Origin of the sequence: Photobacterium carnosum, assembly GCF_021236965.1 — a bacterium.
GTDB lineage: Bacteria > Pseudomonadota > Gammaproteobacteria > Enterobacterales > Vibrionaceae > Photobacterium > Photobacterium carnosum.
Window position 1 is genome coordinate 87,650 of sequence record NZ_WMDN01000005.1, and the last position, 17,369, is coordinate 105,018.

Consider the following 17,369-nt stretch of genomic DNA (forward strand, 5'->3'; position numbering starts at 1 on the left):
AAAAGGATTGTGGACAAATTTGGTTGATAGCAATCTTAAGGGTAGAATAGGAAGATTGTATTTCATCAAAATTGGCATTCATGACGCAATTAACAGAAAAATCAACCAAAGATACTTATAAAAGACTGTGGCCTTATATCAAGAGCTATAAAGCAGGCATTATTGTTGCTGTTATTGCGCTGATCATTAATGCGGCGGGTGATACCTTAATGTTATCAATGATCAAACCGTTACTTGATAAAAGTTTTGGTGGTTTTGATAACATAGATTCAGGCTTTCTTGCCATGATGCCCATCTATCTGGTTGGCTTAATGATCATGCGTGGTGCAAGTGGTTTTGTGTCAACTTATTGTTTATCATGGGTTTCTGGTAATGTTGTAATGAGCCTGCGTCGGCGGTTATTTCAACATTTCATGAAAATGCCAGTAGCATTTTTTGATAAAGAAGCGTCAGGTGCATTATTATCACGTATTACTTATGACTCTGAACAGGTTGCCTCTGCGACGAGTGGTGCATTAGTCAGTATTGTTCGTGAAGGTGCTTCGATCATTGGTTTAATGGTATTGATGTTTTGGAATAGCTGGCAGTTATCCGCTATTTTGATTGTTATCGCCCCTGTTGTTGCTATCAGTATTGGCATTGTTTCAAAACGTTTCCGTAAGATCTCACGTAATATGCAAGATGCAATGGGTTCTGTTACCTCATCAGCTGAGCAAATGCTAAAAGGTCATAAAGTCGTATTAAGTTACGGCGGGCAGCAGGTTGAAAAAGAACGTTTTGATTATGTAAGTAATTTAATGCGTCGCCAATCCATGAAATTGGTCTCTGCACAGGCGATTGCTAACCCTATTATCCAACTTATTGCTTCTTCAGCATTGGTTGTGGTGTTAATTCTTGCTAATACACCATCATTACGTGATTCATTAACGCCGGGTACTTTTGCTGTCGTATTTGGTGCAATGTTTGGCTTAATGCGTCCACTTAAATCATTAACGAATGTTACCTCTCAATTTCAACGTGGTATGGCTGCTTGTCATACATTGTTTGATTTAATGGATTTAGATACAGAAAAAGATCATGGTAAGCATGAAGTTGAACGCGTAAAAGGTGATGTATCAGTAAAAGAGGTTACTTTTACTTACCCAACGAAAGATACACCTGCGTTACGTAATGTAAGCTTTGAACTTCCTGCGGGTAAAACCATTGCTCTTGTTGGGCGCTCAGGGTCAGGTAAAAGTACTATTGCTAACTTATTGACGCGTTTTTACGATATCGATTCGGGCGATCTACATTTAGATAATATTGATATTCAAGATTACACCTTGTCAAATTTACGTTCCCAAGTTGCGGTAGTATCGCAAAGTGTTCATTTGTTTAATGACACGATTGCAAATAATATTGCTTACGCAGGTGGTGATGCTTATACCCGTGCTGATATTGAACGTGTCGCTGAGCTTGCTTATGCAATGGACTTTATTAAAAACATGGAGCATGGGCTTGATACTATTATTGGCGAAAATGGTGTGAGTTTATCGGGTGGTCAACGCCAGCGTCTTGCTATTGCTCGTGCGTTATTACGTAATGCGCCAGTGTTAGTGCTCGATGAAGCGACGTCTGCTTTGGACACTGAGTCAGAACGTGCAATTCAACAGGCACTGGATGAGCTGCAAAAAGATCGTACTGTTTTAGTTATTGCTCACCGCCTATCAACGATTGAAAAAGCGGATCAAATTTTAGTGGTCGATGATGGTGAAATCATTGAACGTGGCACACATGGCGAATTAATTAGCTTAAATGGTGCCTATGCGCAACTTCATCGTATTCAATTTGGTGATTAATTGTGGCAGCTATTATTGAGGCTCTGTGGTATCAATCTGCGCTTAAAGGTAAAGCGAGAATTGCTTATTTACTGTTGTGGCCATTATTGTGGCCCCTCAGTCAACTGTTTGGCATGATTAGTCGTCGTAAGCGGCAGCAGTATGTTGACGGTAAAAAAGTAGCATATCGAGCGCCAGTACCCGTGGTTATTGTTGGTAATATTACTGCTGGTGGTAATGGTAAAACACCTGTCGTGATCTGGTTGGTAGAGCAACTCTTAGCGCAAGGATTAAAACCCGGTGTCGTTTCACGTGGTTATGGTGGTAAAGCGCCGTATTATCCGTATTTTGTCGAGAGTGATACCAGTACTGATCTTGCTGGCGATGAACCAGTATTGATTCGTCGTAGAACTGGCGTGCCTGTTGCGGTTGCCCCGGTTCGAAGCGAGGCAGTAAAACTGCTATTGAAGCATGATATTGATGTCATCATTACTGATGATGGTTTACAGCACTATGCTCTTGAGCGCGATCTTGAATTAGTCGTTATTGATGGTAAACGTCGATTTGGTAATCAGCAATTATTGCCATTAGGCCCGTTACGAGAATCATGTCAGCGTTTAAATGATGTTGATTTCCTTATTTGTAATGGTGGCATCGCTCACGCTAATGAAGCGATAATGCATTTATCACCATCAGAATTAATTAATATTAAAACCGGTGCCCGTTGTGCGGCTACATCGTTAGCGTCGGTCGTTGCAATGGCGGGTATTGGTCATCCCCCACGATTTTTTGCGACATTAGATACGTTAGGAGTAAAGCCTGTTGTATGTCAGCCTTTTGCTGATCATCAAGCATTTACTCATCAAACATTATTAGAGTTAGCCCAACAAGGGCAACATTTAGTCATGACTGAAAAAGATGCGGTAAAGTGTTACCCATTCGCTGAGGATAATTGGTGGTATCTGCCTGTTGATGCAGTTATCTCTGAGCCACAAGCATCAGCCATAATTAAACAGATTATAGAGGTTAAGGAAAAGTATGGATCACCGTCTGCTTGAAATCGTTGCTTGCCCTGTATGTAAAGGCAAATTGAATTTCGATAAAGAAAATAATGAATTAGTGTGTAAGTTTGATCGTCTTGCTTATCCTATCGATGATGGTATTCCTGTTCTACTTGATTCAGAAGCGCGTACATTAAGTTCTGATGAGGTTAAGTAATGGCCTTTACTGTTATTATTCCTGCTCGTTATCAATCAACACGTTTACCTGGTAAACCGTTAGCTGATATTGCAGGTAAACCGATGGTGCAATGGGTTTACGAACAAGCATGTAAATCTGGTGCCGATCAGGTCATTGTTGCGACTGATGATCAACGTATTGTCGATGTGGTACATAGTTTTGGTGGTGAGGTCTGTTTAACCCGAACTGATCATCAATCAGGTACCGAGCGTTTGGCTGAGGTGGTTGCTAAATATCAACTTGCAGATGATCATATTGTGGTGAATGTGCAAGGTGATGAGCCGCTCATTCCAGATACAATTATTCGTCAAGTTGCAGATAATATTGCGAATTTCAATGCACCAATGGCAACATTAGCGGTAGAGATTGATCTTCATGATGAAATCTTTAATCCTAACGCAGTAAAAGTGGTGACGGATAAAGACGGTTACGCATTGTATTTTAGTCGCGCCGCTATTCCTTGGGATCGTGATAATTTTGCTAAGCAACCGCGGATTGTTCATCATAATATACTGCGTCATATTGGAATTTACGCTTATCGTGCAGGGTTTATTAATACCTACATTAATTGGCAGCCAAGCCCACTAGAACAGATTGAATCATTAGAGCAACTTCGCGTGCTTTGGTATGGTGAAAAAATTCATGTTGATGTTGCTATTGATGCACCGCCAGCAGGGGTTGATACATTAGAAGATTTAGAAAAGGTACGTCAATTAGTGAGTTAACAGAAATAGTTAGTTCGCAAAAAGAATATTATTGGCATAAAAAAACCGAGTATTATTTACTCGGTTTTTTTGTTTCTAAATAAAGCCAATATTGGATTATTCAGCAATTTTTACACGGATACGGCTTTTATCAACCATCATTTCATGAAGAGCTTTCATTGCGCGAGTTGCTTGCTCATCATCAGCCATTTCAACAAATGCAAATCCTTTTGATTTACCTGTTTTTTCGTCTAATACAAGATTACACGCACTAATTTTGCCAAATTCTTCAAACATTTTATGAATTTGATCTTCAGTGGTACTGCGAGAAAGGCTACGGATTAAAAGTTTCATGAATTAAATTCTTTGTTAAGTAATAAGTCATTATTTTATCATGAAATGCAGTAAAGCATGCTGAGATTAGAATAAAATAATGAGATAAAAATAATACTAGAACAGCATGAGTTTAATAATGATGCTAAAAATAAGGTTAGCTTAAAAAAGCCAGAGTTATACAATGTTTCCTCTGGCTAAAAATAAAGTAGCTAAAACATGATGTTGGATAATTTATAACGTTTCATGTTTTGCCTTCTCGGCCTGTTAATGTTCAGTTTTTGAGTTTAATAATAGACGGGTAATACGCTGCCATAATTGCCCTAAACGTTCGTGTTCAATAATTTCCATTTGAGTGAGGTAGGTTGAATCAGGCACAAAATCACGAATGTTATTACTGGCTCTAAAATTTGTTGGTGCGGCAATTGGCTGTAATCCAGCTTGATGGAAATAGTAAAGTGCACGGGACATTTGACTGGCTGATGTTACTAAAATCATATTCTTATCTTTAACAACATCAGCAGCTTGAAAAGCTTCTTCTTTGGTGTCTTTTGTCGATTCAAATAATAAAATATCCCGTTTATTAACACCTAACGCTATGGCTAAGTGCGCCATTAAACGAGCATGACTAATGCCATGAGAGGCTATTCCACCATATCCTGATAAAATTAATTTTGCGCCAGGATACATACGGAAGATACGAATACCTTCAACTAACCGTGCAATCGCAGTTTGAGATAGCTCAGAGGTAATTGGAAAGGTTTTATCAATCACTTGATCATTACCTAGCACCATTACATAGCTAATCGGTTTAGTGGTACTTACAAAGGCTGAATTTTCTTGTTCTAATGGTCGTAGTAAAAAGGTTGTTAGTGGTTGAAAAGAACATAAGAAAATACCAATTAGAGAGATACTTACTAAGATAGAAGCTAATTTTTTTCGACGTGTAAACCACAGTACGCATAAACCAATAACGCCGACTAATAATAGAAACGGTAGCGGCATTATTAATGTTGAGATGATTTTTTTAAGTATAAACATAATATGTCGTCCGAAATTTCAGCAGTTGAGCCCTAAAATCGATCACAAGCCTTTATTCCTTTACCGCTTGTGAGAAAATAAGCCATATTCTAGCATCGCTATCATAACGTAAATGAGCCATGAAAAAAGACCGAAATTTTGACGATTTAGCGAAAAAATTCGCTGATAATATTTATGGCACAGCGAAAGGTCAAATACGACAAGTTGTTGTTTGGCAAGATATCGAATATATACTGCAGGAATTGAATGGTGTCTCGCCATTACAAGTATTAGATGCTGGTGGCGGTATTGGGCAAATATCTCAAAAAATAGCGGCTCTTGGGCATTACGTAACATTATGTGATCTTTCTAGCGAAATGTTGACATTAGCGGAACAAGAAATTGCTAAAAATGGCTTAGTTGAGCAATATCGGTTAGTGCATTCACCGATTCAAGAAATTAGTGAGCATATTGAAGCTCCCGTTGATTTAATTCTTTTTCATGCGGTTATGGAGTGGCTGGCTGATCCAATTGCAACATTAACCGATTTATTAGATAACGTAAAACCCGGTGGCGTTATCTCTGTCATGTTTTATAACTACAACGGGTTATTGTTTAAGAATCTGATTTGTGGGAATTTAACCCATATAGAACAGGGCATGCCACACCGTAAACGGTTTAAATTACAACCTCAGCAAGATATAAAACCTGATGATGTATATCAGTGTCTAACGACGGCTGGGTTTGACATAATGGGTAAGACCGGCGTACGCACATTCCATGATTATATGCAGCATGATCGAATGGGTGATTACAGTTTCGAACAAGTTCTTGATATGGAGCAAAAGCTTTGTCGTCAGGAACCTTTTTTGTCATTAGGTCGTTACATTCATGTGTATGCGCGTAAGCCTCTCACAGATGTAACGTCAACAGTGGTGACAAATTTAAATAATAGCAATAAGGACAAGGGATGAGTGAAGTTATCCAGACTGTTCCTGAGTTAGTAAATTGGGTCAAAAATAATGAGTTTGCCCTTAATTTACCGACAGAACGGCTGGCGTTCTTGTTAGCGATTGCTGTCTTAAGTGGTGATCGCTTTGATGAAGAATTAGGGGAAGGTGAATTGGTTGATGCATTTCGCATTGTGAGCGATATGTTCGGTCAAACCAAGGAAACCCTAGCATTTCGTGCCAATAACGCCATAAATGAATTGGTAAGACAGCGGTTGATATCACGTTTTACCAGTGAGGTGACTGATGGCGCTAGTATTTATCGATTAAGTCCGTTAGCGCTCGGCATTACTGATTATTACGTGCGGCAACGTGAATTCTCAACACTAAAACTATCTATTCAGTTAGCAATGGTGGCAGATGAGATCAATAAAGCAGCGACAGCAGCACAAGACGGCGGTGATGAAAAACATTGGCATCTAAATGTGCATGCAGTTTTAAAATATTCCGTCGCTGAAATCTTTGATCGTATCGATTTAAACCAACGTGCAATGGATGAGCAGCAGCAACAAGTGAAGCTCAATATTGCAGAGTTATTAAATCAAGACTGGCAAGCTGCTATCAGTAATTGTGAAGCATTACTTGATGAAACATCATCAACACTACGTGAATTGCAAGATACATTGCAGGCCGCAGGTGATCAGCTTCAAAGTCAATTACTTACTATTCAAGAAGCGATTCAAGGACGTAATGATCTTGATTTTGTTGATGGTATGATTTATATCCTGCAAACGAAATTAGATCGCATTATCAGTTGGGGACAACAAACGATTGATTTATGGATTGGCTATGATCGCCATGTGCATAAATTTATTCGTACTGCGATTGATATGGATAAAAATCGCGCCTTTAGTCAACGATTACGCCAATCGGTTACCGATTACTTCGATGCACCATGGTTACTGACATTTGCAGATGCTGAACGTTTACTTGATATGCGTGATGAAACGTTAATATTACGTGATGATGAAGTGACAGGTATTGTGCCTGGAGAAATGGAATTTGAAGAACTTGATTTAGTTAACGATCTATTGGCTGAGAAAGTCGGTTTGATGTTACAAGCACATAAAGCAACAGGTGCCCCAATCAACTTGAGTGTTTTACTTAAAGATTATTTGGCACAACATCCGTATGCACAACATTTTGATTTAGCACGGATTGTGATTGATCAGGCTGTAAGAATGGGTTATTCCGAAGCGGACTTCAATGCCATTCAGCCTGATTGGAAAGCAATTAATGAATACGGAGCCAAGGTACAAGCCCATGTCATTGACAAATATTGAAGAATTTATGCCGGAGAAGTTGGCAAAAGCAATTGCTAACCCACTTTTCCCTACGCTAGATAACGCGTTGCGCTCTGGCCGCCATGTTTCAAGTGAAGATTTAGATAGCCACGCTTACTTAATTGAGTTTGAGAAAGAATTAGCGATGTTTTATCGTCGTTATAATGCTGAATTAGTACGTGCACCTGAAGGTTTTTTATACTTACGTCCGCGTTCAACCTCATTGATCGGTCGTTCAGTGTTATCTGAAATTGATATGCTCGTTGGTAAGGTATTGTGTTTTCTTTATCTTAGCCCTGAGCGTTTAGCACACGAAGGTATCTTTACTAATCAAGAGCTATTTGATGAGTTATTAGTATTAGCTGATGAACAAAAGTTAATGAAACTTGTCACCAATCGCGCATTAGGTTCTGATCTTGATCGTGAAAAGTTGTTTGATAAAGTAAAAACGTCATTACGTCGTTTACGTCGCTTAGGAATGCTTATTCCAATTGGTGAGAATGGTAAGTTCCGTATCAGTGAATCTGTGTTCCGTTTTGGTGCTGATGTACGTACTGGCGATGATGTCCGTGAAGCGCAGTTACGATTGATTCGTGACGGTGAAGCCGTGGTTCACCAGCAAACGTCAAGTCAATCAAGTTTACTTGATGATATTGACACCAATAATCAAGAAATGCTTGAAATGCAACAAGATGTAGAGCAAGCGGTACAGGAGAGTAGTATTTAATGGAACGCGGCAAGTATCAATCGCTCACTATGATCAACTGGAACGGCTTTTTTGCACGTACCTTTGATATTGATAATTTGGTGACAACGCTTTCAGGCGGTAACGGTGCGGGTAAATCTACCACGATGGCAGCGTTTATCACGACACTGATTCCAGACCAAAGCTTACTACACTTTCGTAATACCACTGAAGCTGGTAGCTCAAATGCTTCACGTGATAAAGGTCTTCACGGTAAATTAAAACCCGGTGCCTGTTATGCAGCACTGGATGTGGTTAACTCAAAGCAGCAACGTATTATTTTTGCAGTTAAATTACAGCAAGTGGCTGGCCGCGATAAGAAAGTGGATATTAAGCCATTTTTGATTCAAGGTTTACCGTCACATATCAAACCTGCTGAAATTTTAGTTGAAACGATTTCTGAAAACCAAGCCCGTGTTCGTCAGCTTAACGATGTCAAAGATCTCGTTAGCCAGCACGAAGGGGTGCAGTTTAAAACATTTAACTCGGTAACTGATTACCATACGCAAATGTTTGAAATGGGTGTATTACCGAAGAAATTACGTAATAGCCAAGATCGTTCAAAGTTCTATCGTTTAATTGAAGCCTCTTTATACGGTGGTATTTCAAGTGCAATCACTCGTTCACTACGTGACTATTTATTACCGCATAATTCTGGGGTAAAAAAAGCTTTCCAAGATATGGAAGCGGCGTTACGTGAAAATCGTATGACGTTAGAAGCGATCAAATTAACTCAAACGGATCGTGACTTATTTAAGCATTTGATTTCTGAAGCAACCAATTATGTTGCTGCCGATTATATGCGTCATGCTAACGAACGTCAGCAAAAACTAGAGCAAACACTGCGTTTACGTGGTGAGCTAATGGGTTCGCGTCAGGCGCTTGTTGATCAGCAATCATCGTTAAATAACATGAATGCAGAGCTTGGTGAACTTACCGAGCAAGAAGGTGCATTAGAGCAAGATCATCAAGCGGCCTCTGATCACTTGCAGCTAGTGCAAACGGCTGTTCGCCAAGCTGAGAAAATTGCTCGCTATAAAGAAGATCTTGAAGAGTTAACTGAACGTCTTGAAGAACAAGTGATGGTGGTTGAAGAGGCGGCTGAACAATTAGCGATAGCCGAAGAACAATCACAGCTAACAGAAGAAGAAGTTGATAGCTTAAAAACCCAGTTAGCAGACTACCAACAAGCATTGGACATGCAGCAAACCCGTGCATTGCAGTACCAACAAGCGGTACAAGCATTAGAAAAAGCACGTAATTTGTCTGGTGATCATCAAATGCTGCCAGACCAAGCGCCACCGTATCTTGCACAACTTAAACAACAGCAAGACACGCAAACAACGGCGTTATTGGCATTAAAGCATAAGCTTGATATGTCATCAGCAGCCGCGCAGCAGTTTGAAAAAGGCTTAGCAATTGTGACTACAATTGCGGGTGTTGTTGATCGTACTACTGCGAGTGATAAAGCGCGCGAGTTAATTGAGCATGGTCGTCAGCTTCGTTCTGTTTCTGAGCGTGGTGAACAACTTAAAGCACAATATCGTGATTTAGAACGTAGTGTGCGTAGTCAACGTCAAGCGATTGAACTTGCTGAAACGTATGCTAAAAAGTTTGCGACTACCATTGATGGTGAATTGGCATTAGCGGAAGAACAAGCGCGCCATGAAGCAACCTTAGAAAGCTTAGAGCAAGATCAAGCGAGCTTGGTTGAGCAACGTAATGACATGCGTCATAACGAGCAAAGATTGGTTGTACGTATTAGCGCACTTGAAGCTTCTGCACCAACGTGGATTGCCGCTTCAGATGCACTTGAAACCCTTGCCGACCAAGCCAATACTGAATTAACCAGTAGCCAAACGGTAATGGATGCAATGCAAGCAACACTTGATAATGAACGTCAAGTGTCAGCGAAGCGTGACCAATTAGCGCAACGCAAACAAACATTAGAGCATGATATTGAACACTTGGCACAACCAGGTGGTAGTGACAATTTAGGTCTGCGTGCGTTGGCTGAGACGCTTGGCGGTACGATGTTATCTGAAATTTATGATGACATTACGCTTGCGGATGCGCCTTATTTCAGTGCGATGTATGGCCCATCGCGTCATGCAATTATCGTCCCTGATTTAAGTGGCATTAAAGAAAAGCTGATTGCTCTTGATGATTGTCCCGATGATTTGTACATCATTGAAGGTGATGCTGATTCATTTGATGACAGTGGCTTTGATGTTGATGAACTTGAGAATGCAGTATGTGTGCATCTTAACGATCGCCAATTACGTTATTCACGCTTCCCGAAAGTGCCATTATTTGGCCGAGCAGCACGTGAACAGCGATTAGAGTCTTTACGTGATGAGCGTGATCAAGTGGTAGAAGATCACGCCAAAGCGGCATTTGATTCGCAAAAGCTACAACGTTTATACCAAAGCTTTAATAGTTTTGTGGCAACCCATATGGCGATTGCCTTTAATGCCGATCCTGAGGTTGAACTAAAACAAGCCCGTGATCAGCGTAATCAGATCATGCGCCAGTTGGCAGAGTCACAAGTACAAGAGCAACAACAACGTAGCCAACTGGCCGCAGCACGTGAAGGCTTAACCTTACTGGGCAAATTAAACCCCATCGTGACATTGCTTGAAGATGAAACGCTAACTGAACGTTTTGCAGAAGTTGAACAGCAACTTTCGCAAATGGATGAAGCGCGTAATTATTTGGATCGTTACGGTAAAGCATTGATTGAACTTGAAGGATTAGTATCAGCACTTAATGCCGATCCTGAGCAGTTTGATGCATTACAAGCCAATTACGAAGCCGCCGATCAAAAACTGCAACAACTTAAAACATTGATTTTTGCGATTGCAGATTTGGCCGAGCGTCGTCATTACTTTAGTTATGCTGATTCGGTTGAGTTATTGAGCAAGAGTTCAGAGCTTAATGATCAGCTAAAACTAAAATTAGCGACCGCTGAGCAACAACGTAATACAACTCGTGCAAGCTTGAAGCAATCACGTGCACAAACTAACCAATATAACCAGTTGTTAGCATCTCTGAAAAGTTCGCATCAAGCTAAGAATGAAACTGTGCTTGAGTTTGAACGTGAGCTGCAAGAGTTGGGTGTTCGTGCCGATGTTGAAGCAGAAGAACGTGCATTAGTGCGTCGTAATGAACTGAATGAACGCTTACACAGTTCACGTAATCGTCGCAGTACATTAGAGAAATCAACCACGTCAATTGAGCTTGAAATGAAAGGCTTGATGAAACGTTTACGTAAAGTGGGTAAAGATTACCAAGACTTCCGTAAGTTGGTTGTGAATGCTAAAGCAGGCTGGTGTGCGGTATTACGCCTTGCTCGTGAAAGTGATGTTGAACGTCGTTTACATCGCCGTGAAATGGCATACATGTCGGCTGACGAACTACGTTCATTATCAGATAAAGCGCTAGGTGCATTGCGCCTGGCGGTGGCTGATAACGAAAACTTACGTGATGCATTACGTGCCTCAGAAGATGTGGCGCGTCCTGAGCGTAAAGTGTTGTTCTATATTGCGGTGTATCAGCATCTACGTGAGCGTATTCGTCACGATATTATTCGTACTGATGATCCGGTTGAAGCTATCGAAGAAATGGAAGCGGAGCTTGGTCGTTTAACAGAAGAACTTACCGCACGTGAACAACGTTTAGCGATCAGCTCTGATTCTGTTGCGAAGATTATTCGTAAAACAATTCAGCGTGAGCAAAACCGTATTCGAATGCTTAACCAAGGTCTACAACATGTTGGTTTTGGACAGGTATGTGGTGTTCGTCTTAACGTTAAAGTACGTGAAACGCATGAATCGTTACTGCTTGGGTTACTTGATCAAAAAGATCAACATAACGATTTATTTGGTAATAATCGTCTAACGTTCTCAGAAGCGATTGCGAAATTATTCCAGCGTTTAAATCCACATATTGATATGGGTCAGCGTTCACCGCAAATTCTGGGTGAAGAGTTACTGGATTACCGTAACTACCTTGAGCTGAACATTGAGGTTAATCGTGGTACTGATGGTTGGCTACAAGCAGAATCAGGTGCGTTATCGACCGGTGAAGCTATTGGTACTGGTCAAGCCATTCTATTGATGGTTATACAAAGTTGGGAAGAAGAATCTCGCCGTTTACGCGGTAAAGATATTATTCCTTGTCGTTTGTTATTCCTTGATGAAGCCGCGCGTTTAGATGGTAAATCTATTGCGACCTTATTTGAGTTATGTGAACGTCTAGATATGCAGCTATTAATTGCGGCCCCTGAAAATATTAGCCCTGAAAAAGGTACGACCTATAAATTGGTACGTAAAATATTTAAAGATCGTGAACATGTACACGTAGTGGGTTTACGCGGTTTCGGTGCTAAACCAAAAGTAGAAATACCCGTACAAGGGATATTAGATATTGAACCTGTGTAAACAGTAATTATATCAATTAGTTCTTTTAGTACGCAAAAAAGCCAGCAGTGATGCTGGCTTTTTTTATGGCTGTAATTTGTCTCAAAGGCTGTTATTGATAGAACTAATTGAGCGTTAAACGTGAATGTTATTCATCATTGACTATAATTTCATCAATCCATTGTTATTCGTGAATGGTATATCGCTGTTGTAATGATTATCTAGAGGTCAATTATGGCTCGTACTGAAATTACTGAACAAGAACGTGGTCGCTATGAATGGTGGGCCTTTTTATTCATTATTATTCTATTATTTCCATTGTTATCCATGGCGTTAGTGAGTGGTTATGGTTTTACGATATGGGCGTTACAAGTGTTTGTTTTTGGTCCTCCTGGGCATGGTTAGGTTGTAATGTTTCGATGAACTAAGCAACGGAGGGAGAACAATGGTGACGTTCATAAAAAAATTATGGTTAACCTTTTGGCGTCCAGCAACAAAGATAAGCCTTGGTGTACTGACCCTTGGTGGGTTTGTTGCTGGTGTTGTCTTTTGGGGTGGGTTTAATACTGCGTTAGAAGTGACTAATACTGAAAAATTTTGTATCAGTTGTCATTCAATGCGCGATACCGTTTATCCAGAATTACAAGGTACCATTCACTGGGAGAATAATGCAGGAGTGAGGGCAACGTGTCCTGATTGTCATGTTCCCCATAATTGGACCGATAAAATCGCCCGTAAAATGCAGGCCAGTAAAGAAGTGTTTGGTGCGATTGTCGGCACCATTGATACCCCTGAAAAATTTGAAGCGAAGCGGTTGGAATTGGCTCAGCATGAGTGGAAGCGGTTTGCAGCTAATAAATCTTTAGAATGTAAAAGCTGCCACAGTTACGACAGTATGAAATGGGATGAAATGTCGCCACGGGCACAAGTACAAATGAAGCAAGCGGCTGCAAAAGATCAAAGCTGTATTGATTGTCATAAAGGGATTGCCCACCATTTACCGTCAAATATGGATTCATCAGGCGGCATGATTTCTGAATTAGCGGCTGTGGCACAAAATACAGATTATGAGAACGGTAATACTTACTACAGTATGCAGTTTATCCCTATGTTTGAAGATGAGGCAAAAACCCAAGATGGTGGATCATTAGAGCCAGCATCGGGTGTGAAAGTTGTCGCTGTTAAAGATGACATGTTACAAATTGAGATCAGTGGTTGGCGTAAGGAAAAAGGGTTTGGTCGCGTTATTAATCAAGATTTTGGTATGAATATACCAACCGCAGCATTAAGCAAAAAAGCGGCTCAAAACAAGAATATTGTTAAAGGGACGACCGCAAAAGAAGATGATATAACAGGGCTTAAATGGCAACAAGTCACAGCGACTCTGTGGGTAGAAAAAGCGAAGTTTGTGAGTAATGTTAATGATATTTGGTCAGTTGCACAATCAGCTTATAAAACCAATTGTAGTGTCTGCCATACTCAACCTGCCGAAAATCATTTTGATGCCAATACGTGGCCGGGAATGTTTAATGGCATGTTAGCGTTTGTGAATTTTGATACCGACAGTGAAGCCATTGTTTTGAAATATTTACAAAATCATTCATCAGATTTTGCAAAAGACAAACATTGATAGCGTATCCCGTTTAAAAAGAGGAAAGATCTATGTCTTTGAGTCGGCGTAAATTTTTACAAGGGTTAGCGACAACCAGTGCTGCTTCTGTGATTGGCCCAGGGTTATTATTACAAGTTGCACACGCGAGTGATACTAATACGCCAGCCGCCGATGCGCCGGGCATTTGGAAGGTATCGGGTTCTCATTGGGGGGCATTTCGAGCTCGAATATATAATGGCCAAGTCGCTGAAATAAAACCGTTAGAATTTGATAAAAATCCTACCGATATGTTAAACGGGATCAAAGGCTTAATTTATAGTCCTTCACGAGTGCGCTATCCGATGGTGCGCTTAGATTGGCTCAAGAAAAATAAATATAGTGGTGAAACTCGCGGTAATAATCGCTTTGTACGGGTGACATGGGATGAAGCATTAGATTTATTTTATCAAGAGTTACAACGGGTGCAGAAAGATTACGGTCCGTGGGCATTGCATGCTGGTCAAACAGGATGGCGAGAAACAGGACAGTTCCAAAGTTGTACGTCGCACATGCAACGTGCTGTGGGCATGCATGGTAACTTTATTAAGAAAGTTGGTGATTATTCTACTGGCGCAGGGCAAACTATTTTACCTTACGTATTAGGCTCAACAGAGGTTTATGCTCAAGCAACCACATGGTCAACCATACTCAAAGATTGTAAGACATTGATATGGTGGTCAAACGATCCGATTAAAAATAGTCAGGTAGGGTGGCAATGTGAAACCCACGGTTCTTATGCTTACTATGAGCAATTAAAACAGAAAGTGGCTGATGGCAAGATCCGCATGATCTCGGTCGATCCTGTGGTATCAAAATCGCAACAATATTTTAATTGTGAACATCAATACGTCAACCCTCAAACTGATGTGCCTTTCATGCTTGCCATTGCGCATACATTGTATAAAGAAGATTTGTACGATAAACAATTTTTAGAAATGTATACACTCGGCTTTAATGAGTTCTTACCTTATTTATTAGGCACAGGTAAAGACAAAATAGCTAAAACGCCAGAGTGGGCTGAGCCTATTTGTGGTGTAAAAGCAGATGCTATTCGAGAATTTGCACGTAATTTAGTGAAAGATCGCACCATGTTGATGTTTGGTTGGGCGGTGCAGCGTCAACAGCATGGTGAACAACCGTATTGGATGGGGGCGGTTTTAGCATCCATGTTAGGTCAAATCGGTTTGCCCGGTGGTGGGGTGTCTTATTCGCATTTTTATAGTGGGGTTGGATTACCTTTTAGCACTGCTGCTGGTCCCGGTGGTTTTCCGCGTAATGTTGATGAAGGTCAGCAACCTATTTGGAATAATACTGATTTTAAAGGTTATAGCTCAACGATTCCGGTTGCTCGATGGATTGATGCCATTATAGAACCGGGTAAAAAAATTCAATATAACGGCGCTAATGTGGTCTTGCCGGATATTAAAATGATGGTGTTTAGTGGTTGTAATCCATGGAATCACCATCAGCAGCGTAACCGTATGAAAGAGGCATTTAGAAAGCTGCAAACGGTGGTTAATATTGATTATACATGGACACCAACGTGCCGTTTTTCTGATATTGTTTTACCTGCTTGTACACAATTTGAACGTAGTGATCTCGACCAATATGGTACTTACTCAACCAGTGGTATTCTAGCGATGCACAAATTGGTTGATCCATTATATCAATCAAAAACCGACTTTCAGATATTCACTGAATTAACAGAACGATTTGGAAAAAGTAAACAATATACCCGTGGTATGACAGAAATGCAGTGGATTGAACAACTGTATAATGATTGTCGAAAAGCTAATGACGGTAAGCATGAAATGCCAGAATTTAAACAATTTTGGCAACAAGGATTGGTCGAATTTACCACAGACCAGACCTATGTCAGTCATGCTGCTTTTAGAGAAGATCCTGAAATTAATAGCTTAGGTACACCTTCTGGATTTATTGAAATTTATAGCCGTAAAATTGCGCGTTATAACTATGAGCATTGCCAAGGCCACCCCATGTGGTTTGAAAAAGAAGAGCGTTCACATGGCGGACCTAAATCTGATAAATTCCCATTTTGGCTCCAATCATGCCATCCTAATAAACGCTTACATTCACAAATGTGTGATTCTGAAGACTTCCGTAATACCTATGCCGTAAAAGGGCATGAACCCGTTTATATCAACCCTGACGATGCGAATAAAAAAGGCATTAAAGAGGGTGATATTGTAAGAGTGTTTAATGATCGTGGGCAGTTGTTAGCAGGCGCTGTGCTTTCAAGTCATTATCCAACTGGAGTGATTCGAATTGAAGAAGGGGCGTGGTTTGGGCCATTGAATAATGATATTGATGCGATTGATACTTATGGCGATCCTAATACATTAACCATTGATATTCCAACCTCAGAGCTTGCTCAAGCAACCAGTGCGAATACCGTAGTGGTCGATTTTGAAAAATTCACGGGTAAAGTTCCACCAGTGACATCGTTCAGTGGACCACTTTATGTTAGTTAATTAAAAATGTGATCACCGATCAACAATAAAGAGTAACTTTGGTAGCCATTTATTCATTTCTTATACAATTAATAAAGGATTGTAATTAAGAGAATATGACATGGCTGATAACACTGAATTCCCCGAAGGTGATGATTTTTCAGGTGTAAAAAAGCGTAATGTTCCCAAGTTTGAACAAGGAGAAAGCATTTTACAGGCGGCGGGTGGTGAGATTGGTGTACAACAGTTGGTTGCTGATTTTTATTATTACATCGATAACTTACCTGAAGCGGTAACAATACGTGCCATGTACCGTCATGATTTAACTGAAGCTCAGCAAAAATTGACGACATTTTTAATTGGTTGGTTGGGTGGAAAAGATCATTATAGTGAACGATATGGACGCATGAACCTTGCTAGTGCTCATCACCACCATCATATTGGTTTAGCTGAAAAACAAGCATGGCTCATGTGTATGCAAAAAGCCGTTGATGCTCAACCTTATGATGAGTTACTAAAACGCTTTATTATGGTGCAATTGTCTTTTCCTGCTGAGATCTGCCGTAATCGTAATTAGCTAAAAGGCAGTTATGGATGTATTACGATTTAATCAATTCCAAACTGGAATGGATTGCTATCCAAGCTTTCACTGTTCGATATACTCAATCACCGTTA

The 17,369-nt window shown here is 40.4% G+C and carries 14 protein-coding genes; 12 read left to right on the forward strand and 2 right to left on the reverse strand.

The window, feature by feature from the left end; all coding sequences use genetic code 11:
• The first annotated feature begins 80 nt into the window (after positions 1–80).
• From msbA to kdsB, 4 genes are read left to right on the forward strand one after another with little or no spacing between them, the layout of a single operon-like run.
• Complete coding sequence (msbA, locus tag GLP24_RS06930) at positions 81–1,838, forward strand: lipid A ABC transporter ATP-binding protein/permease MsbA (protein WP_232615764.1); 1,758 nt, start codon at positions 81–83, stop codon at positions 1,836–1,838.
• Between the two features lie 2 nt (positions 1,839–1,840).
• On the forward strand, positions 1,841–2,875 hold the full coding sequence (lpxK, locus tag GLP24_RS06935) for a tetraacyldisaccharide 4'-kinase (RefSeq protein ID WP_232615765.1): 1,035 nt from the start codon (positions 1,841–1,843) through the stop codon (positions 2,873–2,875).
• On the forward strand, positions 2,856–3,035 hold the full coding sequence (locus GLP24_RS06940) for a Trm112 family protein (protein WP_036795220.1): 180 nt from the start codon (positions 2,856–2,858) through the stop codon (positions 3,033–3,035). Before lpxK ends, GLP24_RS06940 begins: the two co-directional genes overlap by 20 nt.
• Positions 3,035–3,781: a 3-deoxy-manno-octulosonate cytidylyltransferase gene (gene kdsB, locus GLP24_RS06945; RefSeq protein ID WP_101766997.1), complete on the forward strand. Its 747-nt coding sequence runs from the start codon at positions 3,035–3,037 to the stop codon at positions 3,779–3,781. Before GLP24_RS06940 ends, kdsB begins: the two co-directional genes overlap by 1 nt.
• 96 nt (positions 3,782–3,877) lie before the next feature.
• Here the strand turns inward: kdsB and GLP24_RS06950 are convergent, their stop codons facing one another.
• A complete protein-coding gene (locus GLP24_RS06950; RefSeq protein ID WP_101766996.1) occupies positions 3,878–4,114 on the reverse strand; it encodes an RNA recognition motif domain-containing protein in 237 nt (78 codons plus the stop codon).
• 246 nt (positions 4,115–4,360) lie between these two features.
• Entirely contained in the window at positions 4,361–5,134 is a 774-nt protein-coding gene (gene elyC / locus GLP24_RS06955) for an envelope biogenesis factor ElyC (RefSeq protein ID WP_232583214.1), read from the reverse strand.
• Between the two features lie 119 nt (positions 5,135–5,253).
• On the opposite strand from elyC, the gene cmoM reads away from it, so the two are divergent.
• The 8 genes from cmoM (at position 5,254) to GLP24_RS06995 (ending at position 17,271) form a co-directional block, all read left to right on the forward strand.
• The gene (cmoM, locus tag GLP24_RS06960) at positions 5,254–6,087 is read left to right on the forward strand and encodes a tRNA uridine 5-oxyacetic acid(34) methyltransferase CmoM (protein ID WP_232583215.1); all 834 of its coding nucleotides are present in this window, start codon (positions 5,254–5,256) and stop codon (positions 6,085–6,087) included.
• Entirely contained in the window at positions 6,084–7,406 is a 1,323-nt protein-coding gene (gene mukF / locus GLP24_RS06965; protein ID WP_232574893.1) for a chromosome partition protein MukF, read from the forward strand. The genes cmoM and mukF overlap by 4 nt, the downstream gene beginning before the upstream one ends.
• On the forward strand, positions 7,387–8,133 hold the full coding sequence (gene mukE, locus GLP24_RS06970) for a chromosome partition protein MukE (protein WP_101766992.1): 747 nt from the start codon (positions 7,387–7,389) through the stop codon (positions 8,131–8,133). The genes mukF and mukE overlap by 20 nt, the downstream gene beginning before the upstream one ends.
• The gene (gene mukB / locus GLP24_RS06975) at positions 8,133–12,593 is read left to right on the forward strand and encodes a chromosome partition protein MukB (RefSeq protein ID WP_232615766.1); all 4,461 of its coding nucleotides are present in this window, start codon (positions 8,133–8,135) and stop codon (positions 12,591–12,593) included. The genes mukE and mukB overlap by 1 nt, the downstream gene beginning before the upstream one ends.
• A gap of 213 nt (positions 12,594–12,806) precedes the next feature.
• Positions 12,807–12,977, forward strand: coding sequence for a periplasmic nitrate reductase, NapE protein (locus GLP24_RS06980; protein WP_232602410.1), 171 nt, complete (start codon positions 12,807–12,809; stop codon positions 12,975–12,977).
• 40 nt (positions 12,978–13,017) lie between these two features.
• Positions 13,018–14,202, forward strand: a complete 1,185-nt coding sequence (torC, locus tag GLP24_RS06985; protein ID WP_232615767.1) for a pentaheme c-type cytochrome TorC — start codon at positions 13,018–13,020, stop codon at positions 14,200–14,202.
• Positions 14,203–14,234: 32 nt separating this feature from the next.
• A complete protein-coding gene (gene torA / locus GLP24_RS06990) occupies positions 14,235–16,715 on the forward strand; it encodes a trimethylamine-N-oxide reductase TorA (protein WP_232615768.1) in 2,481 nt (826 codons plus the stop codon).
• A gap of 100 nt (positions 16,716–16,815) precedes the next feature.
• The gene (locus tag GLP24_RS06995) at positions 16,816–17,271 is read left to right on the forward strand and encodes a group II truncated hemoglobin (RefSeq protein WP_232615769.1); all 456 of its coding nucleotides are present in this window, start codon (positions 16,816–16,818) and stop codon (positions 17,269–17,271) included.
• Positions 17,272–17,369 lie beyond the last annotated feature (98 nt).

Excerpts from the sequence above, each read along its gene's own strand:
- msbA (WP_232615764.1), top strand. The coding sequence starts at position 81 with ATGACGCAATTAACAGAAAAATCAACCAAAGATACTTATAAAAGACTG.
- GLP24_RS06940 (WP_036795220.1), top strand. The coding sequence starts at position 2,856 with ATGGATCACCGTCTGCTTGAAATCGTTGCTTGCCCTGTATGTAAAGGC.
- kdsB (WP_101766997.1), top strand. The coding sequence starts at position 3,035 with ATGGCCTTTACTGTTATTATTCCTGCTCGTTATCAATCAACACGTTTA.
- GLP24_RS06950 (WP_101766996.1), bottom strand. The coding sequence starts at position 4,114 with ATGAAACTTTTAATCCGTAGCCTTTCTCGCAGTACCACTGAAGATCAA.
- elyC (WP_232583214.1), bottom strand. The coding sequence starts at position 5,134 with ATGTTTATACTTAAAAAAATCATCTCAACATTAATAATGCCGCTACCG.
- cmoM (WP_232583215.1), top strand. The coding sequence starts at position 5,254 with ATGAAAAAAGACCGAAATTTTGACGATTTAGCGAAAAAATTCGCTGAT.
- mukF (WP_232574893.1), top strand. The coding sequence starts at position 6,084 with ATGAGTGAAGTTATCCAGACTGTTCCTGAGTTAGTAAATTGGGTCAAA.
- mukE (WP_101766992.1), top strand. The coding sequence starts at position 7,387 with ATGTCATTGACAAATATTGAAGAATTTATGCCGGAGAAGTTGGCAAAA.
- mukB (WP_232615766.1), top strand. The coding sequence starts at position 8,133 with ATGGAACGCGGCAAGTATCAATCGCTCACTATGATCAACTGGAACGGC.
- GLP24_RS06980 (WP_232602410.1), top strand. The coding sequence starts at position 12,807 with ATGGCTCGTACTGAAATTACTGAACAAGAACGTGGTCGCTATGAATGG.
- torC (WP_232615767.1), top strand. The coding sequence starts at position 13,018 with ATGGTGACGTTCATAAAAAAATTATGGTTAACCTTTTGGCGTCCAGCA.
- torA (WP_232615768.1), top strand. The coding sequence starts at position 14,235 with ATGTCTTTGAGTCGGCGTAAATTTTTACAAGGGTTAGCGACAACCAGT.
- GLP24_RS06995 (WP_232615769.1), top strand. The coding sequence starts at position 16,816 with ATGGCTGATAACACTGAATTCCCCGAAGGTGATGATTTTTCAGGTGTA.